The organism is Salinisphaera sp. C84B14 (genome assembly GCF_040361435.1).
Classification (GTDB): Bacteria; Pseudomonadota; Gammaproteobacteria; order Nevskiales; family Salinisphaeraceae; genus Salinisphaera.
This window is the reverse complement of sequence record NZ_APNL01000001.1, coordinates 203,083-225,443: the sequence shown is the minus strand read 5'-3', so window position 1 is coordinate 225,443 and position 22,361 is coordinate 203,083. Positions and strand designations below refer to the sequence as shown.

The following is a 22,361-nucleotide window of genomic DNA, read 5'->3' as shown; positions in this document are numbered from 1 at the left end:
CATGACCCTGCGCCACTTTCTGAGCCTGGATGACCTGGGCGCCGACGGCATTCGCCGCGTGATCGACAACGCCATTGCGCTAAAGCGCGAACCGCGCGGCAAACAGCCCTTCGTCGGGCGTACGCTCGGCATGCTGTTCGAAAAAGCCTCTACGCGCACCCGCGTATCGTTCGAGGCCGGCATGACGCAGCTCGGCGGTCACGCCATTTTCCTGTCGCCGGGCGATACCCAGATCGGGCGCGGCGAGCCGGTGGAGGACACCGCCCGCGTGCTCTCGCGCATGGTCGACGTGGTAATGATTCGCAACCACTCCCACGACATGCTCGAACGCTTTGCGGCCTACGCCAGCGTTCCGGTCATCAATGGGCTGACCGACCGCTTTCACCCCTGCCAGCTGCTGGCCGACCTGCAGACCTATCAGGAACACCGCGGCGATATAGGCGGCAAGACGGTGGCCTGGATCGGCGACGGCAACAACATGTGCCATTCCTACATGCTGGCTGCCCGCCTGCTGGGTTTCGAGCTGCGGATCGCTGCGCCCGAGGGCTACGGCCCGAATCCACAGATTCTCAAAACCTGCGGCGAACGTGCCGTGATCTGCGACGATGCCCCCCAGGCCGCCGACGGCGCCGATCTGGTGGTCACCGACGTTTGGGCGAGCATGGGCGACGAGGACGACCGCGAGGTCCGTCTGGCCGACTTCGCCAATTTCCAGGTCAACAAGGCGTTGATGAGCTGGGCCAAGGACGACGCCCTGTTCATGCACTGCCTGCCCGCCCATCGCGGCGAGGAAGTCAGCGCCGAAGTCATCGACGGGCCCCACAGCGTGGTCTGGGACGAGGCCGAAAACCGCTTGCATGCCCAGAAAGCGCTGCTGCTGGATCTGCTCGACGCGGACTGACCCGCGCCCGCCCCGTGTGCCGGGCCGTCAGGCCCGGCGCGCCAGCACCAGCGAATAGGCACCGCCATCGGCTTCGAAATGGCGGTCCATCGCCAGCCCGGCTGCGTTGAGCAGCGCGCGAAGAGTGTCCGGCGTGAACTTGTGGCTGAACTCGGTCACGATCTCCTCGCCGGCGTCGATATCGATAGCCGTATCCAACGCCGCCAGCCTCACCCGGTGGGCATAATCGGCCGTCAGGCGCATCTCGATACGGGCATTATCGCGATCGAAAAGCGCGCGGTGGCGATAAGCCTCAACCGGGAAATCAGCCTCGAGTTCGCGATTGAGCACCCGCAGCACGTTGCGGTTGAAGTCGGCGGTCACGCCTTGTGCATCGTCGTAGGCGGCCTCGAGCGTGGCCGTGTCCTTGACCCGATCAATGCCCAGTAGAAGGCGATCGTCGTCGCGCATGAGCGCGGCAATCTGTTCGAGCATGGCCAGCGCATCCGCCGGCTCGAAATTGCCCAGCGTGCCGCCAAGGAAAACGATCAGGCGACGACCATCTTCGGGCAGGGGCACGGTCGACAGGCCGCCAGTGTAGTCGCCAATCAGGGCATGGACGGTGAGCCAGTCGTAGTCCGCCACGAGCTCGGCGCCGGCGTCCAGCATCATCTGCGCGCTGACGTCGAACGGCCAGTATCGACAGGGCCGATTCAGCACATCGCAGGCGTCGAGCAGATGCCGGGTCTTTCGCGAGCTGCCGCTGCCCAGCTCGAGAATATGTTCGGGCGAGGACGCTTCGATGATCGTTCGGCCGTGGGCGGCAAGCAGCGCCGCTTCGCTGCGTGACGGGTAGTACTCGGGCGTCGCACAGATCGCCTCGAACAGGGCCGAGCCATGGTCGTCGTAGAAGTATTTCGGCGACAGCCAGCGCGGGCGCGTGAGCAGGCCCGCGCGTACATCGTCCGCCAGGGACGCCAGCGGCCGGTCAGGCACCACGTGCGTGCTGGTCAGGCGCGCGCCGGTCGGGGAATTGGTCATAACGTGCTGTTCCGCTTTGCGGATCGTTGGGCGTGTTGATTCCGGAAGGTTATCATCGGTGGGTAACCTTAATATTTCGGATTTGTACGGATGTGCCGAATTGCCGGCTTCATCGGCGCGCGCCCGCTGGCGCTGCGCGCGCTGGTCACCGACCCGCCGCATGGCCTCGGCCACCAGGCCTGGGCCGCACGCGAAATGGTCAGCGCGACCGTCAATGCCGACGGCTGGGGGGCGGCCTGGCTGGATGAAGGCGGCCGCCCCGCCGGTTATCGACAAATTCTGCCCATCTGGGCCGATATCAATCTCGCGTCGCTGGGGCGCAGCCTGCAATCTCCGCTGTGGCTGGCCAATGTACGCAGCGCCACCGCCGGTCTGGGCACCGACTATGCCAATACCCAGCCGTTCTACAGCGACGACTGGCTGTTCACCCACAACGGCTTCATCGACAACTTCGCCCGAACCCTGCGCTCGCAGCTGCGCGCCGATATAGCGCCCGAAATCGAAACCACCATTAACGGCAACACCGATTCGGAGTATCTGTTCGCGCTGATGCGTCAGCAGACCGGCACGCTCAGCGAACGGTTGCGCGCGGTGATCGGGCTTATTCGTACATGGCTTGCCGACGCGCCCGAGGTCCGGGCATTGCTGAACATGATTGCCAGCAACGGCCAGCAGATGGTGGCCGTGCGTGCCGCCGTGAACGGCGACGCGCCGTCGCTGTATTTCAATGCCGACTGGCATGGCGGCACCGCGATCGGCTCGGAAGCGTTTGATGACCAGCCGGGCTGGACTGAAGTAGCGTCGGGCGAACTGATCATCGCCGAAGCCGGACAACCACCGCGACGGGAATCGCTATGACCGCCAACCCGCCCACTCGTATCGCCCAGCTGCGGCAGGCAAGCGTGGCCATGCTCGACGGGCTCACCCCCGCCCAGCAACGCTGTCAGAGCCATCCCGAACTCAGCCCCATGCTCTGGCACGTCGGCCATGTACTGTTCATGGAAACCTACTGGCTGGCCGAGCGCGTGTTTGGCGACACCTCGGTCACCCACGCGTGGCGCGATCTGTACGTGCCGGAAATCTCGGCCAAGGACGAACGCAGCGCCCGCCTGCCCGACGCCGCCGATCTGCGCGCCTGGGCCAGCGCACTGGCCGAACAGAACGATGCCTACTGGCAGCGCGCGAACGATGTCGATCATCCGCTGCTCGCCGACGGCTACCTCGCCGCATTCGTACGCCAGCACTATGCCCAGCATCTGGAAACCATGCGCCTGGTGCGCGCCCAGCTGGCGCTCGACGCGCCCGAACCCGTAGCGCTCACGATGGAACCGGCCGCGCCCGATAGCCACTTCGAAACGATAGCGGCCCATAGCGTGAATATCGGCACCGACACCATCGATGCCTACGACAACGAACAGCCCGTATTCACCGCCTACCCGGCCCCTTTCGCCATCGCGCCGCACTGCGTGACCAACGCCCAGTGGCTGGGGTTCATCGAAAGCGGCGGTTACCAGCGCCGCGAGTGGTGGGATGCGCCCGGCTGGGCCTGGCGCGAACAGGCCGCGGTGGAACACCCACAGCACTGGCAACCGCTTGCCGAAGGCTGGGCCATTGCCGGCGACGAAGCGGCCGATACAGGCCAGCAGCCCGTACACGGCATCGGCTGGTACGAAGCCCGCGCCTATGCCCGCTATGCGCAGGCTCGCCTGCCGCGCGAACTGGAATGGGAAGCCGCACGCCGCGCGGGTGTGCTGCGTGATGTCGAGCAGGTCTGGGAGTGGTGCGCCGACGCCTTCTATCCCTACCCCGGTTTTCGTCCCTTTCCCTACGACGGCTATTCCATGCCCTGGTTCGACGGCGCACATTTCGTTGCGCGCGGGGCCAGCGTGCACAGTGAGCCCGAGGTGCGTCGGCCCGGCTTTCGCAACTTCTACCCGCCCACCCATCGCCATGTACACGCCGGTTTGCGCCTGGCCCGCGCCTGAGCTGCCGGCACCCGCGGGCGCGGGGCGATGTCTTATACTGCGCCGTGCTGTCAGAAGCCCGGCATAGAAAAAGCCGGGTAGACGACGCGCCTACGCATACGTGCCGCGGCCGCAGGTCGCCAAGCCACGGAGAAATGAACGACTGACAGGTGGCGACGTTCATTCTTTCGCTGGCGTTGCAAACAGCTGACGCGTTTGCGCTGTTTTGCTCCCCGATCAATACCACGCGAGATAAGCCATGCCGCAGATCGATCTCACCCTGCCCGACGATATCGACAGCACCGTCGAACGCGCGCTTGCCGAAGACATTGGCGACGGCGATCGCAACGCGGCGCTCGCCGACGACGGCCTACAGGCCAAGGCCCGAGTGATCGTGCGCGAAAACGCGATTCTCTCCGGCGCACCCTGGTTCGAACGCAGCTTCACCGCGCTCGACGAGCGGGTGCGTGTCGACTGGCTTGCCGACGACGGCCAGCGCATCCACTCGAACACGCCCGTCTGCGAGATCACCGGCCCGGTACGGGCGTTGCTGAGCGGCGAGCGCACGGCCTTGAATTTCCTGCAGCTGCTGTCCGGCGTGGCCAGCTGCACCTTCGATTTCGTCGAGCGGGTCAAGGGCACGAATACCCAGATCATCGATACCCGCAAGACCCTGCCCGGCCTGCGCAGCGCGCAACGCTATGCGGTGCGCTGCGGCGGTGGCGTGAACCATCGCTTCGGGCTGTTCGACGCCATTCTCATAAAGGAGAATCACATCATGGCGGCCGGCTCCATCGAAACCGCCGTCGCCAAAGCGCGTGAAATCGCGGCCGGCCAGTTCGTGCAGGTGGAGATCGAAACGCTCGAAGAGCTGGAGCAGGCCCTGGAAGCCGGCTGCGACGGCGTATTGCTCGATAACCTGGCAAGCCACGTGCTCGCACGCGCGGTGAACATGGCCGATGCACATCGCCGCCGTTTTCGCCGCGATATCGTCATCGAGGCCTCGGGCGACATCAGCCTGCGCAACGTACGCGAGGTAGCCGACACCGGCGTGGATCGCATTTCCATCGGCGGGCTGACCAAGCATATTCGTGCCACCGATTTCTCGATGCGCATGCATACCGACTGACAGCGCAGCCATGGATTCGACCGGAGCGCCATGCAATGCGCCCCGGTCGTCGGCTATGCCGGGCTGGCATCAAACCAGCGAACGGAGTCGTTCAGAACCGATAATCGAGGCCCAGCATCACCACCGGGTACAGCGGCAGCTTGTCCAGATCGTCCTCGATACCGTCCTTTTCCTGCTCCACTGCATCGCGTGCGATCGGGTTAACCGTGGATGCGCCGCTGAGCTTGACGTTCACATCCGGATCGCCCAGATAGAACACGCCGATATCGGCGCTAAAGCCCAGCCCGCCCTCGGCACCCGGCGACTTGCCCCAGCCGAAGCCGATATAGGGCGACACCGAATCGTAGCGTGCGGTCGCGTCCAGGCGATCGCCCTGCACGAGAACGCCTTCGTTATCACCCAGATCGCAGACCGTCTGTTCGCAGACCGCGCTGCCATCGATCTTGTCGTCGTTGAGCATCACACCACCGGTCAGGCGAAACACGCCGCCGAAGGGGTGGTAGTCCAGCAACAAGGCACCGTGCAACAGGTCGACGTTGCCGCTGTAATCGAGATCGCTGCCGCCTTCGGCCTGGAAATCCACGTCGGTGCTGAAGCCCGCGACCATGGCACGGGTCTGGACGCGCTCGGTCCATGCATAGGAGACCTGGCCGCCCAAGCCAAGCGTGCCGGCCACGGCGCCCACGCCGAAATCACCCGCCTGCGCACCGCAGGCCATCGCCGCAAGGCCGACGGCCCCCAGCCACTGCATTTTTTTCATTGAATCGCCCTCGCAATACGCACTGCCGGCTGCAGCGCGCTCTGTCGGGCATATCGGCTAGGCAGCCAACCTCTTTAAGCCGGCTGCCAGATCGGCGATCAGGTCGTCCACGGCCTCAAGACCGGCATGAATCCGCAGCGTGGGGCCTTCGTGGGCCCAGCGTGTGGCCGTGCGGCTTCGATTCGGGTCCACCGCGAGAATCAGGCTTTCATAGCCGCCCCAGGAAAAGCCCATCCCGAACAGTTCGAGATGATCGAGCATGGCGGCCAGGCGCGCACGCTCGACCGGCTGCAGGACGATCGAAAACAGGCCGCTCGCGCCGCTGAAATCGCGGGCGAACAGCGCATGCTGTGGATGATCGGCACGGGCCGGATGGATGACCCGCGCCACCGCGGGCTGATCGGCAAGCCAGTCGGCAAGCGCGATCGCGTTGGCCTGATGGGTGGGTAGACGCTGGCCGAGCGTGCGCAGCCCGCGCAAACCGAGATAGATATCGTCCGGGCCGGCGCAGTAGCCCATACCGGCCGCCGTCTTGCGCACGTTCATGTAGTGCGTTTCGTTGCAGTTGATCACGCCGAGCATGGCATCCGCATGACCGACCAGATACTTGGTCGCGGCATGAATCGAAATATCCACGCCGTGCTCGAAGGCGTTGAAATACAGCGGCGTCGCCCAGGTATTGTCGGCCATAACGGTCACGCCATGGCGACGCGCCACACCGGCCAAAGCCGGGATATCGCTGATTTCGAAGGTCAGCGAGCCCGGCGCCTCCAGGAACAGCACCCGCGTGGCATCGGTTACGCGGGCTTCAAGGGCCTCAGGGGCAATCGTCGGGTCGAAATACTCGGTGGTCACGCCCAGCTGTTGGAGCAGGCCGTCGCATAGCTTGCGCGTGGGCCCGTAGACGCTATCCGTCACCAGAAAGTGGGCGCCCTGCCGGGCATGGCTCATCAGCGCCGCAGTGATGGCGGCCAGCCCCGAGCAGGTGGTGACCGCGCCGTGCGCGCCTTCCATTTCGGCCACCGCCGATTCGAACGCGAACTGCACGGGCGTACCGTTACGCCCGTAGTAGACGCCCTCGAACGGGTTGGCGGCCGCCCGTTCGAGCGCATCGAGGGATTCGAACAACACCGTGGATGCGTGATAGACGGGCGGATTGACCATGCCCTGTTGCCGGGCCGGGTCGCGCCCGGCATGCACGAGTCGGGTAGCGGTTTTCATGCCTGCTTCGATCCTTTGTGTTCGCTCGGCCGGCCCTGCCAGGCCGATGGGCCTCTATACTTGCGCCCATCGTTCGGCTGGAATCACTGCGTGCCGTGAATCGACATCTTGAATCCTTATTGTCCCACACCGCGGAGGCCGTTCTGGCACGGCTGCCGCATCGCGCCCCGGATCGGCAGGCGCTGGCGAACGCTCGTATCGTGTCGCATCGCGGCGAACGCGACGGACAGCGCGTGCGCGAAAACACCTTCGCGGCATTCGACCCGGCCATCGCCGCCGGTGTGGCCGGTATCGAGTTCGACGTGCGTTTTACCCGCGACGACGAACCGGTGGTGGTTCACGATGCCGACCTGAAGCGCGTATTCGGCCTCAACGACGTGGTGGCCGACACGCCCTGGCCCACCCTGCGCCGGCGGGTGCCGGAGCTGCCTCATCTGGACAGTTTTCTGGAGCGCTACGCCACGCGCGCCCATCTCATGCTCGAGATCAAGACGCGCGGTACGGCCAAGGCCGAGCGGCGGCTACTGGATCTGCTGTCGCCGCTGGTTCCACAACAGGATTTCCACGTGCTGTCGCTGGATACGCGCCTGTTCGAAGCCGTGGCCGAGCTGCCGGCGCGGTGCCATCTGCCGGTAGCCAAGTTCAACTACAACGACCTCTACGACTGGGCGCGCAACCACGACTGCGCCGGTCTGGCCGGACCCTTTGCCTTGTTAAGACCGCATCATATCCGAGGCCTGCATCAACGTCGTTCGCTGGTTGGCAGCGGCTTCATCTGCAGCCCCGCCATGTGCCGGCGCGAAATCGCGCGCGGCGTGGACTGGATTTTTTCCAACCATGCCGTACGCCTGCAGACAAGCCTGGACCGAGCCTGCGCAACCGGACGCTGACAGAGTTCGAGCGCCTGCCTAGTCCAGCGCGCCGGCCGCGGCCCGCCCGTGCGGCGCATACAGATCCAGCGCCGGGCCGACCGGCACGATACCGGTCGGGTTGATGGTCGGATGGCTGCGGTAGTAGTGCTGCTTGATATGGTCGAAATTGGTGGTTTCGGCAATACCGGGCACCTGGTAAAGCTCGCGCAGATAGCCCGACAGATGAGGGTAGTCGGCAATACGGCGCAGGTTGCATTTGAAATGGCCGACATAGACCGCGTCGAAGCGCACCAGGGTGACGAACAGGCGCCAGTCGGCTTCGGTGATTCGACTGCCGGCCAGATAACGCTGTTCGGCCAGGCGTGCGTCGAGCCAGTCGAGGGTGGCGAACAGCTTCTCGAAAGCCTGTTCGTAGGCCTCCTGCGTTGTCGCGAAGCCGGCCTTGTACACGCCGTTGTTGACGTCGTGATAAACGCGTTCGTTGACGGCATCGATTTCGGCGCGCAGCTCGCTCGGGTAATAGTCGCGTTCGGGATGCTCGGCCACGCCGTCGAAGGCGCTGTTGAGCATGCGCACGATATCCGCCGATTCGTTCGAGACGATGGTTTCGTGCTGGCGGTCCCATAGCGTGGGCGTCGTGACCCGGCCGGTGTAGCCGCTCGCCGCCTTCTGATACAGCTCGAACAGATGATCCAGACCATAGAGCGGATCACGGATCGTGCCCGGGGCATCGGAGAAGCTCCAGCCCCACTCTCCCATATAGGGGTCCACAATCGATACGCCGATGGCCGACTCCAGCCCCTTGAGCTTGCGCAGAATCAGGGTGCGGTGGGCCCAGGGGCAGGCCAGCGATACATACAGATGATAGCGGCCGGCTTCGGCGGTAAAGCGCGAGTCGGGATCGGCGCTCACCCAGTCGCGAAAACCAGCCGATTCGCGCACGAACTTGCCGCCCGTGGAATCGGTGTCATACCACTGGTCTTTCCACTGCCCTTCGACAAGCAATCCCATGATTCACTCCACGCGTGTTTGAGGTAGCGAAACGCGCGCGCCGGGGCGCGCGTCGTTATCGAGCGCACAGAAGCAATGCGCATACAGATGTCGTGGATCATTGAGCCCGTTACGCAGCCAATCAAGGGCCGATGCATCGGTGACTTTCGAAAGCCAGGCCGGCACGATCGCGGATTGAACGTTCGAACTCAGGAATTCGCGAATCGCCGCACGCCAGTCCGACGGCGGCAGCATGGGCTGGAGGGTATAGTCGTCGGTACCCAGGCCGGCGAGCTTGGCCGTGGCCTGCTCGGCATCCAGATAGCCACCCAGGTGATCGACCAGACCGATGCGCTCGGCATCGATACCGCTCCAGACTCGGCCCTGGGCGATCTCGCGTACAGCCTGTTCCTGCATGTTACGTGCGCTGGCAACGCGACCGACGAATTCGTCGTAGCCGTGCTCGACGCCCGCCTGCAGCATGGCCTTCACCGGCTCGGAAAGCGGCTGATCCAGCCGCAGCGCGCCCGACAGCGGCGTAGTACCGATGCCGTCGGTATGAATGCCCAGATCGTTCAGCGGCTTGGCGAACGTGGGCACGATACCGAAGATGCCGATCGAGCCGGTGATGGTGGCCGGCTCGGCCCATATCTGGTCGGCGTTCATGGAGATCCAGTAGCCGCCGGATGCGGCCACGCCGGCCATCGATACCACCACCGGCTTGCCCGCCTGACGGGTGAGCTCGACCTCGCGCCGAATACGCTCGGAGGCGGTCACCGAGCCGCCCGGCGAATTCACCCGCAGAAGCAGCGCGGCGACGTGGTCGTCGCGCCGCGCATCGGCAATCATGCGGGCGATGGTATCGCCGCCGGCCGAGCCGGGCACGCTTTCGCCGTCGACAATGCCGCCCTCGACCACGACCACCGCAATACGGCTTTCGGTGGCCGGCGCCGGCTGCTGCGCTTCGGTGGCATTGAGGTAGTCGACATAATGAATCTGGCGAAAGCTGCCGTGGGTTTCGTCGCGGCCGACCAGGTTGCTGACTTCGGTGCGAATATCCGACAGCGGTGCCACCGTATCGACCAGCCCGGCATCCCGGGCAACGGCCGCGGCATCGCCGCCGGCGCTGACCAGTGCATCGGCATAGGTTTCGGTATAGCGATCAATATCGGCTGCGGCGAATTCGCGATCGGCGCTGACCTCGTCCCGATAGGTCTGCCACAGCGAGTTCATCCAGGTCCGGTTGGCCGCACGCGCCTGCGGCGACATGTCGTTGCGGGTATAGGGCTCCACATAGGATTTGTATTCGCCCACGCGAAACACGTTGACCTCGATGCCGAGCTTGTCGATCGCGTCCTTGTAGTAGTTGCGATAAACGCCGTAGCCGGGAATCAGCACATAGCCGAGCGGGTCCATGTAGATGGTATCGGCATGCGAGGCGAGCGCGTACTGGGCCTGATCGTAGGACGGCGCCCAGGCATAGACCGGCTTGCCGGACTGCTTGAAGCGATCGATCGCGGCCACGAGGTCCTGCAGCTGGCCGGGCTGGGCACTGCCCAGTTCGTCGAGCTTGAGAAACGCCAGCTTGATACGGCTATCGTCGGCGGCCCGGTCCAGCGAGTCGATCAGGTCACGAACCACCGACTGCGGCTGCGGCTGGGACACCGCCGCCCCGAGCAGCGAGCCGACACCGTGATTGCGCTGCTCCACCAGATCGCCGCTGGGCGCCCAGACCAGCGCCGTATCCTGCTCCACGCTCACGCTGGGCGCGCTGAAGAAAGCGAAATAAACCCCCACCGGAATCAGCACCAGCGTGACGATCAGCAGCAGCGCATAGAACAGCAGGATCGTGCGCCAAATGCCACGAAAGAGACGACGAATGAGCGAGGGTTTCTTGGCCACAACAACTCCCATAGACCGAGCCGGTGATGCATGAGCGGCTCGATCGCTGAACGACAAGGCTGGATGCAAACGCGCGCGACGCGTGGCAGTGTAGCCGCTCGCACTGCCCTTCGCGACTTGAATCGGGCGCCAATGCGCCACATCAAGACGAATCTAGATCGCCAATTCTGCGCCAGGATCGACCATGAGCAAAGACGACAGCAAACCCATGATTCATCACCGGCTTATCATTCTCGGCTCCGGCCCGGCCGGCTATACGGCGGCCGTTTATGCCGCACGCGCCAACCTCAAGCCGGTTCTGCTCACCGGCATGGAACAGGGCGGGCAGCTGATGACCACCACCGACGTGGACAACTGGCCCGGCGATGTCGAAGGCCTGCAAGGCCCCGGCCTGATGCAGCGCATGGAAGAACACGCCAAGCGCTTCGATACCGAGATCGTGTTCGACCATATCCATACCACCGACCTGTCGAAGCCGCCCTATCGTCTGGAAGGTGATCGCGGCATCTATACCTGCGATGCGCTGATCATCGCCACGGGTGCGACCGCCCGCTATCTGGGGCTGGAATCGGAAACCGCCTTCATGGGCAAGGGCATTTCCGCCTGCGCGACCTGCGACGGCTTTTTCTACCGCAACAAGAACGTCGCGGTTATCGGCGGCGGCAATACGGCGCTGGAAGAAGCGCTGTATCTGTCCAATATCGCGGCCCATGTGACCGTGGTCCATCGGCGCGACAAGTTCCGCGGTGAGAAGATCCTGGCCGACAAGCTCTTCGACAAGGTCGCCAACGGCAATGTGTCGATCATCTGGGACCATGAGCTCGAGGAAGTGCTCGGCGACGAAATGGGCGTGACCGGCGGTCGCATCAAACACCGGGAAAGCGGCGAAACCCAACAGCTCGACGTCGACGGCATCTTCATTGCCATCGGCCACAAGCCCAATACCGATATTTTCGAAGGCCAGCTGGACATGGCCGGCGGCTATATCAAGGTACAGAGCGGCACCCAGGGCAACGCCACCGCCACCAGCAAACCCGGCGTGTTCGCCGCCGGCGACGTGATGGACCATGTCTATCGTCAGGCCATCACCTCGGCCGGCACCGGCTGCATGGCCGCCCTCGACGCAGAAAAATACCTGGACGCCCTGAGCGAGGACGAAACCGCGCGCGACGCGCACGTCGAAAGCCAGGCGGCACATCGCGAGGTATGATTCCAGGCCCCGGCGCATGCGGCGAACTGGCCGTATGCGCCGGGCTTGAGGCATGATTGAGCCATGACAATTCGAACGCGCCCGGCGCGCGCGCTAAGCGCCACCCTCCTGATTCTGATCGGCGCCGTCGCGCTGATGTTGGCTGGCTGTAGCAGCAGCCCAAGCAAGAACGAGATCCCGCCCACCACCGATACACGCGCCGCCGTGGCGGACGCCGCCATAGAGGCCCTGGGACGCCCCTACCAGGCCGGCGCGACCGGCCCCCAGGCCTACGACGACAGCGGCCTCGTATATGCCGCCTATCAGAGCGTGGGCGCGGCCCTGCCGCGTGATATTCAGGCCCAGCTGGATACCGGCAAGCCCATCGAACTGGTCGAAGCCGAGCCGGCCGATCTGCTGTTCTTCCGTATCGAAAACAGCCAGGGCGACGACCGGCTGCTGGTCGGTCTATACACCCAGGCGGGCGAAATGCTAATGGCCAACCCCGGCGTCAGCGGTGCCAACAGCGGCGTGGCGCTGTTCGATACCGACGACGACTTCTGGGCCCAGCGCCTGGTCGGCGTGGTGCGCCAGCTGCCCTGACAACAGCGCTTTTAAAGCCGCTCCTGGGTATGGCAACGTTGAGCACGCGGCGGGAACATAACCCCAGCCGGCCTTCGAACAATCCGTCTTTCGCGCTCAACAGCGGACAACCTGGCTGCTTGAGTTCAGCCAGCGGCGCTGCGTGCATGATCACGAAGCCGTCTGCGCGCGTATTACGCCGATTGATTTATTTGGCCTTGGTGGGCTATCGACAGCACGGGTGGCTTGGCCTGGGTGGCATTAGCGGTGAGAAGTAGTCGGCAGATCGACGCAGATCACGCAGATCGAAGAGACGAGATCGTGATCGTGCGCTGTCGTCGGGCGCATCTGCCGCGCTCGTTCATGTGCGAAATCTGCGGCCACCCTTGAAGACCACAGCCCTCAGACGGTCGACTAGCGAAATCCCAGCATCTCGAGGCCCATCTGCGGACCGCCTTGCGCGTGCGGCCTGAACAGCAGGCCAGTTGGCCTTCGCGCGACCCGTCTTTGGCCTTAATTCGCGTGTCTTCGCGTTCATGCGCGGACAACGTGCGTGCTTGAGAACAGCCAGAGCGTTGTATAGCTGAATCAAGAAACCGCTTGATCGCAGCCAGATACAAAAACGGCGCCTTGAGGGCGCCGTTTTCTATGCCGCCATGCAGGCATGGCGTGGAAAGAAGCGTTTAGAGCTTTTCCTTGATTCGGGCCGACTTGCCGCTGCGCTCGCGCAGATAGTAGAGCTTGGCGCGGCGAACGTCGCCACGACGCAGTACCTTGACCTCAGCCACGTTCGGGGAAAAGGTCTGGAACACGCGCTCCACGCCTTCGCCGTGCGATACCTTGCGCACCGTGAAAGCCGAGTTCAGGCCGCGGTTACGCTTGGCGATCACGATGCCTTCGAAGGCCTGCAGACGCTCACGCTCGCCTTCCTTCACGCGCACCTGCACGACCACCATATCGCCGGCCGAGAAATCCGGAATATTCTTGCCGCTCTGCTGCTCGGCTTCCAGTTCGTCGATGATGTTGCTCATGGTCAGTCTCTAGTAGCGTTCTTGGAGGCCACGGGGGCGTTGAAAGACGCGGCAGTATACCGGAACTCGACGCGTTTTTCGCCACCCGTGGCGAGGTTTTTCAATAAATTCTATTCGCGTGAGCCGCCGTGGGTGTCCGATTCGTCGGTTTCGCCGGCGATATACCCGTCCAGCAGCGCTTTCTGGGCGGCGTCGAGCTCGCAACGCGCAAGCAGATCCGGACGCCGACGCCATGTCGCGCCCAGCGCCTGCTGCGCCCGCCAGCGCTCGATGCGCGCGTGATCTCCGCTGAGCAGCACGTCGGGCACGTCGCGCCCGGCGAATCGAGGCGGTCGGGTGTAATGCGGATGATCGAGCAGGCCGTTGACGAACGAATCCTGGGCTGCCGATCGACTGTCACCCAGTACGCCGGACAACAGCCGGGCGACGGCATCGATGATCATCATCGCCGGCAGCTCGCCGCCGGAGAGCACCACGTCGCCGACCGACAGCTCCTTGTCGACGTAGGCATCGACAAAGCGCTGGTCGATCCCTTCATAGCGCCCGCATACCAGCACGAATCCCTCGCCTTCGGCCAGTGCCTGCGCCTGGCGCTGATCGAATGGCTGGCCCTGCGGCGACGGCATGATCACCGGCACGCCATGGCCGCGCGCCGCCTTGACCCGTTCCAAAGTCGCGGCCAGCGGCGGGCCCTGCATGACCATGCCCGGGCCGCCGCCGTACGGCCTGTCGTCGACACGACCGCTAGCGTTATCGGCGTCGTCGCGCGGGTTCCAGCAGGCCAGCTCCAGACGCGATTCGCGCAGCCCGCGCCCGACCACACCGAACTGCTCGAGCTGGCCGACCCATTCCGGGAACAGCGTGACGACGTCGATACGCATGGCCGAATACTGCCGGTTAACGGGTTTAGAAGTCAGGGTCCCAGTCGGCGACGATACGGCCCGCCTCAAGGTCGACATCGTCGATGATTTCACCCACCACGAACGGCACCAGCCGCTCGCGATCACCCTGGAGCACGAGCACATCGTTCGCGCCGGTTTCCATCATCGCCTTGACGCGCCCCAGCGGCGTGCCGTCGAGCGTGACCACGTCCAGGCCGACCAGGTCGAACCAGTAGTATTCGCCGTCTTCGGGTTCGGGCAGCTGGTCGCGCTCGACCGCGATCTGCAGATCGATCAGCTCAGCCGCCGCATCGCGGTCGGCCAACGGCATGTCGTTGGCGGCCAGACAGGCGACCAGCGTCTTGCCCTGCTCGCGTGCATCCAGAACGCGAAAAGGCCGCCAGGTTTCATCCTGGCGGCCTATCAGCCAATCCTCGTATTCGAGAAGATTGACGGCCGGGCGCGTGTAGGAATAGACCTTGATCCATCCCTTGACACCGAACAGCCCGCTCACATGGCCGAGAACGACAGGTCGATCTGCCATGCGTGCGAGCCCGCGGGATTATTCCGCGGCGCCGGCCTGGTTTTCGTCGGCCTGCGGGGCAGCCTCGGCGGACTGATCGCCCGTCTCACCGGCCGGTACGGTCTGGTTCGGCGCTTCCTTGGCCTTGCTCACCGGCGGCGCGGCACGGGCCGGGGCCTGGCCTTCACCGTGACGGTTGAAGCTCTTGACCAGGTTGGTCACGCGCTCGGAGAGCTGTGCACCATGGCCCTTCCAGTACTCGATACGCTCGATATCGAGACGCAGCGGCACTTCGCCACCGATCGCGACCGGGTTGAAGAAACCCAGGCGTTCGATATAACGACCGTCGCGCCCGTTGCGCATGTCGGTCACTACGATGTGATAGAAGGGACGCTTCTTAGCGCCGCCGCGCTGCAGCCGAATTTTGACCATAGCCGTTTATTTATGCCGTTGATATGAATGAACGATGCTGCAAGCAGGATATAAATCGCTGCTCAAGCCCGTACAAAGATCGCGCATTGTACGCCAATAGCAGAAAAAGGAAAGCACCGATCGAGCAATACGCGACCGAACCGGCGCCAAACCCTTGAGCGCTATCGGCCCATGCCCGGTGGCAGCGTACCGCCACCGCCCATGCCGGGCGGCATGCCGCCACCGCCGCCGCCCATGCCCTGCATGGCGCGCATCATCTTCTTCATGCCGCCGCCCTTGAACTTCTTCATCATTTTGCGCATCTGCAGATGCTGCTTGAGCAGGCGGTTGATGTCCTGAACCTGGGTGCCTGAACCACTGGCGATCCGGCGCTTGCGCGATGCCTTGATCACGTCCGGAAAGGCGCGCTCCTGGGCGGTCATGGAATCGACGATGGCCAGCATGCGCTTGACCTGGGTATCGTCGGCGGCCGCGGCCATGCCCTTGGGCATCTGGGCGCCGCCGGGCAGCTTCTCCATGAGCGCGCCCAGGCCGCCCATTTCCTGCATCTGGCGCAGCTGGTCGGCCAGATCGTTGAGATCGAAACCCTTGCCCTTCTGCAGTTTCTTGGCGAGCTTTTCGGCCTTCTGGCGATCGACCTTCTGTTCGGCCTCTTCGACCAGCGACAGCACGTCGCCCATGCCCAGAATGCGCGAAGCCACGCGATCGGGATGAAACGGCTCGAGCGCTTCGAGCTTTTCGCCCACGCCCAGGAACTTGATCGGCTTGCCGGTGATCTGGCGCACCGACAGCGCCGCACCGCCACGGGCGTCGCCGTCGACCTTGGTGAGGACGACGCCGGTCAGCGGCAGCGCGTCGCCAAACGCCTTGGCCGTATTGGCCGCGTCCTGGCCGGTCATGGCATCGACCACGAACAGCGTCTCAGCCGGGGTCAGCGCCTCGTTGAGGGCGCTGATCTCGGCCATCATCTTGTCGTCGATACCCAACCGGCCGGCGGTATCGACGATGAGCACGTCGTAGAAGCCCTTGCGCGCGGCCTCCATTGCCGACTGCGCGATCTTGAGCGGCTTGTCGCTCGACTGGCTCGGATGAAAATCCACGCCTACATCGTGGGCGACCCGGGCGAGCTGATCGATGGCCGCCGGGCGATACACGTCGGTGGAGACCACCAGCACGGACTTCTTCTCGCGCTGCTTGAGATAGCGCGCGAGCTTGCCGGTGGAGGTGGTCTTACCCGCGCCCTGCAGGCCGGCCATGAGCACCACCGCCGGCGGCTTCACGCGCAGGTCGAGGCTTTCGTTGGCCTCACCCAGCAACGACGTCAGCTCGTCCTTGACGATCTTGATGAGCGCCTGCCCCGGCGTGAGGCTGGTCATCACCTCGTTGCCCACCGCGCGGGCACGAATATCGTCGACGAACTGCTTGACCACGGGCAGCGCCACATCGGCCTCGAGCAGCGCCATGCGCACTTCGCGCAGGGTGGCCTTGATGTTGTCTTCGGTCAGCCGGCCGCGGCCGCGGATGGTCTGAAAACTGCGATTGAGCCGATCACTCAGACTGTCGAACATGCACGCGCTCGATCGATGGAACCATGAAGGCGCCCAGTATAACGTCGCAGGACGCGGCTGCATTCCAAACAACGATCAAGCCGCAACGTTCGCGGCCCGCCCGACACGAGAAATACGGCACAATGGTCCTCATGGCTTACGAGTCCCCTGCACCATAAATGGCACTGGTCGTACTGGAAGTGCTCCTTGCCGCGCTGCTCTACGCGGGCGCGGCCGCTGCCGTATGGCGTCACCTCGCCCAGGGCGCGCCCTACTGGCATGTCAGCGTACTGGCCGGCCTGGGGCTGGCCGGCCAGATCGGCTCGCTGGTTCATCTGAGCCTGCATTCCGGCATGCTGGTCATCGGGCTGGGTACCGCGCTGTCGCTGTTCGCCTGGCAGGCGGCGTTGCTGCTATGGCTGTTTTCGCTGCGTGAATCGGTGGGCGCGCTGGGCCTGGTGATCTACCCCTTTGCCGGACTATGCGCGATTGCCGCGCTGCTCGTGCCGGACTCGCACAGCGCCACGGAAGCGCTGGCCTGGCCGCTGCAGCTGCATATTCTGCTGTCGATACTCGCCTACGGCCTGCTCACGCTGGGTGCGGTACAGGCCATCGTGCTCGCATTGCAGCATCGTCAGCTCAGACGCCGACCGCCCACGGGCATGTTCACCCGGCTGCCCGCATTGCAGACCATGGAAATGCTGCTGTTCCGGTTGATCGGCGCAGGTTTTTTCCTGTTGAGCCTGGCCATTGCCACCGGCGCGCTGTTCATCGACGACCTGTTCGCCCAGCATCTGGTCCACAAGACCGTGCTGTCGCTGGTCGCCTGGGCATTCTTCGCGGTGCTGTTGTACGGGCGCTGGCGCTACGGCTGGCGCGGACGCCTGGCCGTACGCGGCGCTCTGGCCGGCTATGCGCTGCTCGTGCTGGCTTATTTCGGCAGCAAGTTGGTGCTGGAGCTCATTCTGGGCCAACATTGGTAAAGCGCATCGTAGCCCGTGCCGATCTTGGGCACGCGAGACGCGCATTCATTTGATTCAGGGCTGACTTCTTGGACGCCATTTCTCTGCCGATACTGTTCGGCATACTGCTGCTGATGCTCGTGTTATCGGCCTTTTTCTCGGGCTCGGAAACCGGGCTGATGACGCTCAACCGCTACCGCATGAAGCACCTGGCCAAAACCGGCCACGGCGGCGCATCGCGCGCGGCCCATCTACTGGATCGTCCGGACCGCCTCATCGGCCTGATCCTGCTGGGCAACAACCTGGTCAACATCGCGGCCTCGGCGGTCGCGACCGTCATCGGCATCCGGCTGTTCGGCAACGTCGGCGTGCTCGTGGCCACGATCACCCTTACCGTGTTCGTGCTGATCTTTTCCGAAGTCACGCCGAAAACGCTGGCGGCCCTGCACCCGGAGCGCGTGGCCTATCCGGCCTCTTATGTGTATGCGCCGCTGCTGCGCGTGGCCTGGCCGGTGGTGATGGTCATCAACCTGGCCGGCAACGGCATCCTGCGCCTGTTCGGGGTATCGGCAGACGATGCGGCCGCCCATTCGCTGTCTTCCGAGGAACTGCGCACCGTGGTCACCGAAGCCGGCGCGATGATTCCGCGCCGACACCAGCAGATGCTGTTGTCGATTCTCGATATGGAAAATGCCACGGTCGAGGACATCATGGTGCCTCGCAACGAGATCGTGGGCATCGATATCAGCAAGTCCTGGGCCGAAATCCTCGAGCAGCTGGTGCATAACCAGCATACGCGGCTGCCGATTTTCGACGGCTCCATCGACGAGCTGGCGGGCATCGTGCACATGCGCCGCGTGCTCGCACTGATCTCCGAAGACAATCTCGACAAGGACGCCCTGCTCGGCCTGGCGCGCGAACCCTACTTCGTACCCGAGGGCACGCCGCTCAATCAGCAGCTGCTCAATTTCCAGAACCAGCAGCGCCGGATCGGCTTCGTGGTCGACGAGTATGGCGATATCCAGGGGCTGGTCACGCTCGAGGATATCCTCGAAGAGATCGTGGGCGAATTCACCACCGACCCCGCCACGCGCGTCAAGAACGTCTATATGGACGGTGACGACAGCTATTTGGTGGATGGCACGGTCACGCTGCGTTCGCTCAACCGCGCCATGGGCTGGAAGCTGCCCGTCGACGGGCCGAAAACGATGAACGGGCTTATCACCGAGCATCTGGAAACCATTCCGCAGCCCGGCACCAAGCTCAAGGTGGGCAAATACGTGCTGGAAATCGCGCAGACGCGTGCGAACCTTGTGCAGACGGTACGGGTCAAACCGCCCAAGCGCAGGCTGCGCCGCGCGGCGGGCGAGGATACGGGCGTCGACGAGGCCGCCGCGGACCGCGGCACCGACAAGGCCCAGCGCTAGGGAAGCTCTGCATAACCTGTCACGGTCGCGCCGGCGTGCTTTGCGCGTGATTGACAAGGAAGTGAGAGCGTAGCGTGCTCGTTGCACGGTAGCGAACACTGACGCCGATCAAGCGCGCGCAAAGCCCCGGCCCGCAAGGGGTTCGGCCTCACAGACGCCGCGGCCGCGTTGCCAGGCTTGACCTGCCAATAAGGCAGGCGCTGCGCCTGGACGCCTTGCCGCACCGTCTGTGAGGACTCGAACGCGATCCGTGAGAGGTTATGCAGAGCTTCCCTAGCTTGGCGTCGGCTTCGTCGGCTAGCTGATCGCGTCGATCGCCTCGCTCAGGCGGGCGACGCCGACCACTTCCATCTCGCCGACCCGCTTGCTGCGCGGCGTGTTGGCCTTGGGCACGATCGCCCGGGTAAAGCCGTGCTTGGCCGCTTCGGCCAGGCGGTCCTCGCCGCCCGGTACGGGGCGAATTTCGCCGGCCAGACCGATCTCGCCGAAGATCACCAGCCGCTCGCCCAGCGCACGATCGCGAAAACTCGACAGAGCGGCCAGCACCACCGCCAGATCGGCCGCGGTTTCGCTCACCCGCATGCCGCCCACCACGTTTACGAATACGTCCTGATCGCCGAGCGGAATACCGCCATGGCGATGCAGCACCGCCAACAGCATGGCCAGGCGCTGCCCGTCCGGGCCAAGCGCGACCCGGCGCGGGTTGTGCAGCTGGGATTCGTCCACCAGCGCCTGCACCTCGACCAGCATCGGCCGCGAGCCCTCGCGGGTGACCATGACGGCGCTGCCGGGCACCGCGGTTTCATGACGCGACAGAAAGATCGCGCTCGGGTTGGTGACCTGCTTGAGCCCGCTGCCGGACATGGCGAACACCCCCAGCTCGTTGACCGCGCCAAAACGATTCTTCACCGCCCGGATCACGCGAAACCGGCTGGAGGCCTCGGCTTCGAAGTAGAGCACCGTATCGACCATATGCTCGAGTACACGCGGCCCGGCAATCGTGCCTTCCTTGGTGACATGGCCGACCAGAATCAGCGCCGTGCCGGTCGCCTTGGCAAAACGCACCAGCATGGACGCCGATTCGCGCACCTGCGACACGCTGCCCGGCGCCGACGTCACCGCCTGCGAGAACACGGTCTGTACCGAATCGATCACCACCAGCTTCGGCGCCTGTGGCTTGGCCAGTGCGAGTACGCGTTCCACGCAGGTTTCGGCCAACACCGCCAGTTCGGCCTGATCCACGCCCAGGCGCTGGGCGCGCAGGTGGACCTGTTCCAAGGATTCCTCGCCGGTGACATACAGCGCCGGGATCGCTGCGGATAGCTGGGCGAGCACCTGCAATAGCAGCGTCGATTTGCCGATGCCCGGATCGCCGCCGATCAGGATTACGGAGCCGGGCACCAGCCCGCCGCCGAGCACGCGGTCGAGCTCCGACAGCCCCGTGGGCGTACGCGCGGTTTCGGCCGGGCGAATCGCGTTCAGCCGTTCCACCTGTGGGGCTGCGTTGCCGAAGCTCGCCGGCGCGCCCGCCCCGGGCTTGGCCGGCGCGGCAGCAACGCTTTCCACCAGCGTATTCCAGGCCCCGCAATCGCTGCACTGCCCGGCCCATTTCGCATGGCTGGCGCCGCAGGATTCGCAGATGAAAACGGTCTTGTTGCGTGCCATTGCTACCTCAAATTCACGTCTGGCGACATCGCAAATCGGGCCGCCAGCCCATTTCATCGGCGCCACCGCGCCGACGGCAGGTCGGGAAACTGCCGCGCCGTGCCGGGCATGCCCTTACGGCAGCTGAAAACAAACCGGCATACTAGGCGCTGTACTTTAGCGATGCACGCAAAGCGCGCCGATCGTTGTAGCGCGCTGGCCTACTACCTGCGAGGTTTCGATGCACGAACGCCTGGATATCGACTTCATCAGCCGCGGAACCACCTGTCGCGCTTGGTTCTATCCCGCGCGTACCGATGCCCTGCGCACGCCGGAGGGCGTACCGTGCGTGGTCATGGCGCACGGCCTCGGCGGCACCCGGGATGCCGGCCTCGAACCCTATGCCGAACGCTTTGCCAGCGCCGGGCTGGCGGTATTTCTGTTCGACTATCGTTATTTCGGCGCCAGCGACGGCGAGCCGCGCCAGCTTTTATCGGTTCGCGCACAGCTCTACGACTGGAAGATCGCGATCGCCGTGGCCCGCCGCCAGGCCGACGTCGATGCCGAACGCATCGCCCTCTGGGGCAGCTCCTTCTCCGGCGGCCACGTCATCGCCGCCGCCGCGCGCGATGGGCATGTCGCTGCAGTCACGGCCCAGGGCCCGATGATGGACGGCCTGGCCGCGGTCACCAACCTCGCCTCCTATGCCGGCATCCTGCAATTGCTCAAGCTCACCTGGGCCGGCATCCGCGATGCCATCAACAACCTAGCCGGCGCCGACCCCTACATGATTCCCATCGTCGGCCGTCCCGGCACCCTGGCCGCGATGAGTAGCGACGACGCCTACGACGGCTATATGGCCATCACCCCCGACGATTGGCGTAACGAAATCGCCGCGCGCTTCGCGCTGACCCTGGCGTTCTATCGGCCCGGCAGGCGTGCCAATCGCCTGCCCTGCCCGGCGCTAATCCAGATCTGCGATGAAGACAGCGTCGCCCCGCCCTGGGCCGCCGAGGCCACCGTGCTGCATGCAGGCGAGCGAGCTCGCGAGCGCCACTACAAGATCGGCCATTTCGATATCTATCGCGGCGCCGGTTTTCGTCAGTCCAGCGCCGACCAGAGCGCATTCTTTCACGAACACCTCACCCCGGAGGCAACCGACAACCGTCGCCGGGAGAAGAGTCGCGCGAAACGCGAAGAACGCGGGCGCAGCCCGATCAGCCTGCGGTGACGCACGCCCCTCCCATCAGCGAACCGCCGCAGGCGCAATGGCGCAATCGACACCGAAAGAAAAAGGTCCGTCAATGCACGCCAATAAACGCGAATTAAAGGCAGCAAGTGATAGGGCGAAGCGTTGAGCATGCGGCGTTAACAGCGAAGCAAT

At 64.4% G+C, this 22,361-nt stretch carries 20 protein-coding genes and 1 pseudogene; 10 read left to right on the top strand and 11 right to left on the bottom strand.

Features of this window, described 5'->3' with window-relative positions; translation table 11 throughout:
• The first annotated feature begins 1 nt into the window (after nt 1).
• On the top strand, nt 2-901 hold the full coding sequence (gene argF, locus C84B14_RS01025; RefSeq protein ID WP_348767043.1) for an ornithine carbamoyltransferase: 900 nt from the start codon (nt 2-4) through the stop codon (nt 899-901).
• A 27-nt stretch (nt 902-928) separates the two neighbouring features.
• Here argF and egtD read toward each other — a convergent pair whose 3' ends face one another.
• Nucleotides 929-1,921 (bottom strand): L-histidine N(alpha)-methyltransferase, encoded by a 993-nt coding sequence (egtD, locus tag C84B14_RS01020; RefSeq protein ID WP_353221483.1) that lies wholly within the window; start codon nt 1,919-1,921, stop codon nt 929-931.
• Between the two features lie 90 nt (nt 1,922-2,011).
• On the opposite strand from egtD, the gene C84B14_RS01015 reads away from it, so the two are divergent.
• The 3 genes from C84B14_RS01015 (at nt 2,012) to nadC (ending at nt 5,014) form a co-directional block, all read left to right on the top strand.
• Nucleotides 2,012-2,779, top strand: a complete 768-nt coding sequence (locus C84B14_RS01015) for a class II glutamine amidotransferase (protein ID WP_353221482.1) — start codon at nt 2,012-2,014, stop codon at nt 2,777-2,779.
• Nucleotides 2,776-3,906, top strand: coding sequence for an SUMF1/EgtB/PvdO family nonheme iron enzyme (locus C84B14_RS01010; protein WP_353221481.1), 1,131 nt, complete (start codon nt 2,776-2,778; stop codon nt 3,904-3,906). Before C84B14_RS01015 ends, C84B14_RS01010 begins: the two co-directional genes overlap by 4 nt.
• Before the next feature lie 238 nt (nt 3,907-4,144).
• The gene (gene nadC, locus C84B14_RS01005) at nt 4,145-5,014 is read left to right on the top strand and encodes a carboxylating nicotinate-nucleotide diphosphorylase (RefSeq protein ID WP_348767047.1); all 870 of its coding nucleotides are present in this window, start codon (nt 4,145-4,147) and stop codon (nt 5,012-5,014) included.
• Nucleotides 5,015-5,105: 91 nt separating this feature from the next.
• Here nadC and C84B14_RS01000 read toward each other — a convergent pair whose 3' ends face one another.
• Both C84B14_RS01000 and metC read right to left on the bottom strand, forming a co-directional pair.
• Nucleotides 5,106-5,774, bottom strand: a complete 669-nt coding sequence (locus C84B14_RS01000) for a hypothetical protein (protein ID WP_353221480.1) — start codon at nt 5,772-5,774, stop codon at nt 5,106-5,108.
• Nucleotides 5,775-5,831: 57 nt separating this feature from the next.
• Complete coding sequence (gene metC, locus C84B14_RS00995) at nt 5,832-6,995, bottom strand: cystathionine beta-lyase (RefSeq protein WP_353221479.1); 1,164 nt, start codon at nt 6,993-6,995, stop codon at nt 5,832-5,834.
• A 95-nt stretch (nt 6,996-7,090) separates the two neighbouring features.
• On the opposite strand from metC, the gene C84B14_RS00990 reads away from it, so the two are divergent.
• Complete coding sequence (locus tag C84B14_RS00990; protein WP_353221478.1) at nt 7,091-7,885, top strand: glycerophosphodiester phosphodiesterase; 795 nt, start codon at nt 7,091-7,093, stop codon at nt 7,883-7,885.
• A gap of 18 nt (nt 7,886-7,903) precedes the next feature.
• Here the strand turns inward: C84B14_RS00990 and C84B14_RS00985 are convergent, their stop codons facing one another.
• Together C84B14_RS00985 and sppA are read right to left on the bottom strand one after the other, a co-directional pair.
• The gene (locus C84B14_RS00985; RefSeq protein WP_353221477.1) at nt 7,904-8,878 is read right to left on the bottom strand and encodes a glutathione S-transferase family protein; all 975 of its coding nucleotides are present in this window, start codon (nt 8,876-8,878) and stop codon (nt 7,904-7,906) included.
• Between the two features lie 3 nt (nt 8,879-8,881).
• A complete protein-coding gene (sppA, locus tag C84B14_RS00980; RefSeq protein ID WP_353221476.1) occupies nt 8,882-10,759 on the bottom strand; it encodes a signal peptide peptidase SppA in 1,878 nt (625 codons plus the stop codon).
• Nucleotides 10,760-10,943: 184 nt separating this feature from the next.
• On the opposite strand from sppA, the gene trxB reads away from it, so the two are divergent.
• Nucleotides 10,944-11,969, top strand: coding sequence for a thioredoxin-disulfide reductase (trxB, locus tag C84B14_RS00975; RefSeq protein WP_353221475.1), 1,026 nt, complete (start codon nt 10,944-10,946; stop codon nt 11,967-11,969).
• A gap of 63 nt (nt 11,970-12,032) precedes the next feature.
• Nucleotides 12,033-12,551, top strand: coding sequence for a C40 family peptidase (locus C84B14_RS00970; RefSeq protein WP_353221474.1), 519 nt, complete (start codon nt 12,033-12,035; stop codon nt 12,549-12,551).
• A 662-nt stretch (nt 12,552-13,213) separates the two neighbouring features.
• On the opposite strand, the gene rplS is transcribed toward C84B14_RS00970, so the two are convergent.
• From rplS to ffh, 5 genes and pseudogenes are all read right to left on the bottom strand, one after another.
• Entirely contained in the window at nt 13,214-13,561 is a 348-nt protein-coding gene (rplS, locus tag C84B14_RS00965; protein WP_348767055.1) for a 50S ribosomal protein L19, read from the bottom strand.
• 110 nt (nt 13,562-13,671) lie between these two features.
• The gene (trmD, locus tag C84B14_RS00960) at nt 13,672-14,442 is read right to left on the bottom strand and encodes a tRNA (guanosine(37)-N1)-methyltransferase TrmD (protein WP_353221473.1); all 771 of its coding nucleotides are present in this window, start codon (nt 14,440-14,442) and stop codon (nt 13,672-13,674) included.
• Between the two features lie 25 nt (nt 14,443-14,467).
• Nucleotides 14,468-14,986: a ribosome maturation factor RimM gene (gene rimM, locus C84B14_RS00955; RefSeq protein ID WP_353221472.1), complete on the bottom strand. Its 519-nt coding sequence runs from the start codon at nt 14,984-14,986 to the stop codon at nt 14,468-14,470.
• 174 nt (nt 14,987-15,160) lie between these two features.
• Nucleotides 15,161-15,397: pseudogene (rpsP, locus tag C84B14_RS00950) on the bottom strand (30S ribosomal protein S16); the annotation flags it as partial.
• Nucleotides 15,398-15,558: 161 nt separating this feature from the next.
• Nucleotides 15,559-16,965, bottom strand: coding sequence for a signal recognition particle protein (ffh, locus tag C84B14_RS00945; RefSeq protein WP_353221471.1), 1,407 nt, complete (start codon nt 16,963-16,965; stop codon nt 15,559-15,561).
• Nucleotides 16,966-17,123: 158 nt separating this feature from the next.
• Between ffh and C84B14_RS00940 the strand changes: the two genes are divergently transcribed.
• Nucleotides 17,124-17,927 (top strand): cytochrome C assembly family protein, encoded by an 804-nt coding sequence (locus C84B14_RS00940; protein WP_348767059.1) that lies wholly within the window; start codon nt 17,124-17,126, stop codon nt 17,925-17,927.
• A 68-nt stretch (nt 17,928-17,995) separates the two neighbouring features.
• The gene (locus tag C84B14_RS00935) at nt 17,996-19,333 is read left to right on the top strand and encodes an HlyC/CorC family transporter (protein WP_353221470.1); all 1,338 of its coding nucleotides are present in this window, start codon (nt 17,996-17,998) and stop codon (nt 19,331-19,333) included.
• Nucleotides 19,334-19,630: 297 nt separating this feature from the next.
• Here the strand turns inward: C84B14_RS00935 and radA are convergent, their stop codons facing one another.
• A complete protein-coding gene (gene radA, locus C84B14_RS00930; RefSeq protein WP_353221469.1) occupies nt 19,631-20,998 on the bottom strand; it encodes a DNA repair protein RadA in 1,368 nt (455 codons plus the stop codon).
• A gap of 220 nt (nt 20,999-21,218) precedes the next feature.
• Here radA and C84B14_RS00925 point away from each other — a divergent pair, with 220 nt between their 5' ends.
• Nucleotides 21,219-22,208: an alpha/beta hydrolase gene (locus tag C84B14_RS00925; RefSeq protein ID WP_353221468.1), complete on the top strand. Its 990-nt coding sequence runs from the start codon at nt 21,219-21,221 to the stop codon at nt 22,206-22,208.
• Nucleotides 22,209-22,361: the final 153 nt, after the last annotated feature.

Excerpts from the sequence above, each read along its gene's own strand:
- trxB (WP_353221475.1), top strand. The coding sequence starts at position 10,944 with ATGAGCAAAGACGACAGCAAACCCATGATTCATCACCGGCTTATCATT.
- C84B14_RS00985 (WP_353221477.1), bottom strand. The coding sequence starts at position 8,878 with ATGGGATTGCTTGTCGAAGGGCAGTGGAAAGACCAGTGGTATGACACC.
- C84B14_RS00925 (WP_353221468.1), top strand. The coding sequence starts at position 21,219 with ATGCACGAACGCCTGGATATCGACTTCATCAGCCGCGGAACCACCTGT.
- C84B14_RS00940 (WP_348767059.1), top strand. The coding sequence starts at position 17,124 with ATGGCACTGGTCGTACTGGAAGTGCTCCTTGCCGCGCTGCTCTACGCG.
- radA (WP_353221469.1), bottom strand. The coding sequence starts at position 20,998 with ATGGCACGCAACAAGACCGTTTTCATCTGCGAATCCTGCGGCGCCAGC.
- rimM (WP_353221472.1), bottom strand. The coding sequence starts at position 14,986 with ATGGCAGATCGACCTGTCGTTCTCGGCCATGTGAGCGGGCTGTTCGGT.
- C84B14_RS01000 (WP_353221480.1), bottom strand. The coding sequence starts at position 5,774 with ATGAAAAAAATGCAGTGGCTGGGGGCCGTCGGCCTTGCGGCGATGGCC.
- trmD (WP_353221473.1), bottom strand. The coding sequence starts at position 14,442 with ATGCGTATCGACGTCGTCACGCTGTTCCCGGAATGGGTCGGCCAGCTC.
- C84B14_RS01015 (WP_353221482.1), top strand. The coding sequence starts at position 2,012 with ATGTGCCGAATTGCCGGCTTCATCGGCGCGCGCCCGCTGGCGCTGCGC.
- metC (WP_353221479.1), bottom strand. The coding sequence starts at position 6,995 with ATGAAAACCGCTACCCGACTCGTGCATGCCGGGCGCGACCCGGCCCGG.
- argF (WP_348767043.1), top strand. The coding sequence starts at position 2 with ATGACCCTGCGCCACTTTCTGAGCCTGGATGACCTGGGCGCCGACGGC.
- C84B14_RS00970 (WP_353221474.1), top strand. The coding sequence starts at position 12,033 with ATGACAATTCGAACGCGCCCGGCGCGCGCGCTAAGCGCCACCCTCCTG.
- ffh (WP_353221471.1), bottom strand. The coding sequence starts at position 16,965 with ATGTTCGACAGTCTGAGTGATCGGCTCAATCGCAGTTTTCAGACCATC.
- egtD (WP_353221483.1), bottom strand. The coding sequence starts at position 1,921 with ATGACCAATTCCCCGACCGGCGCGCGCCTGACCAGCACGCACGTGGTG.
- C84B14_RS01010 (WP_353221481.1), top strand. The coding sequence starts at position 2,776 with ATGACCGCCAACCCGCCCACTCGTATCGCCCAGCTGCGGCAGGCAAGC.
- nadC (WP_348767047.1), top strand. The coding sequence starts at position 4,145 with ATGCCGCAGATCGATCTCACCCTGCCCGACGATATCGACAGCACCGTC.
- rplS (WP_348767055.1), bottom strand. The coding sequence starts at position 13,561 with ATGAGCAACATCATCGACGAACTGGAAGCCGAGCAGCAGAGCGGCAAG.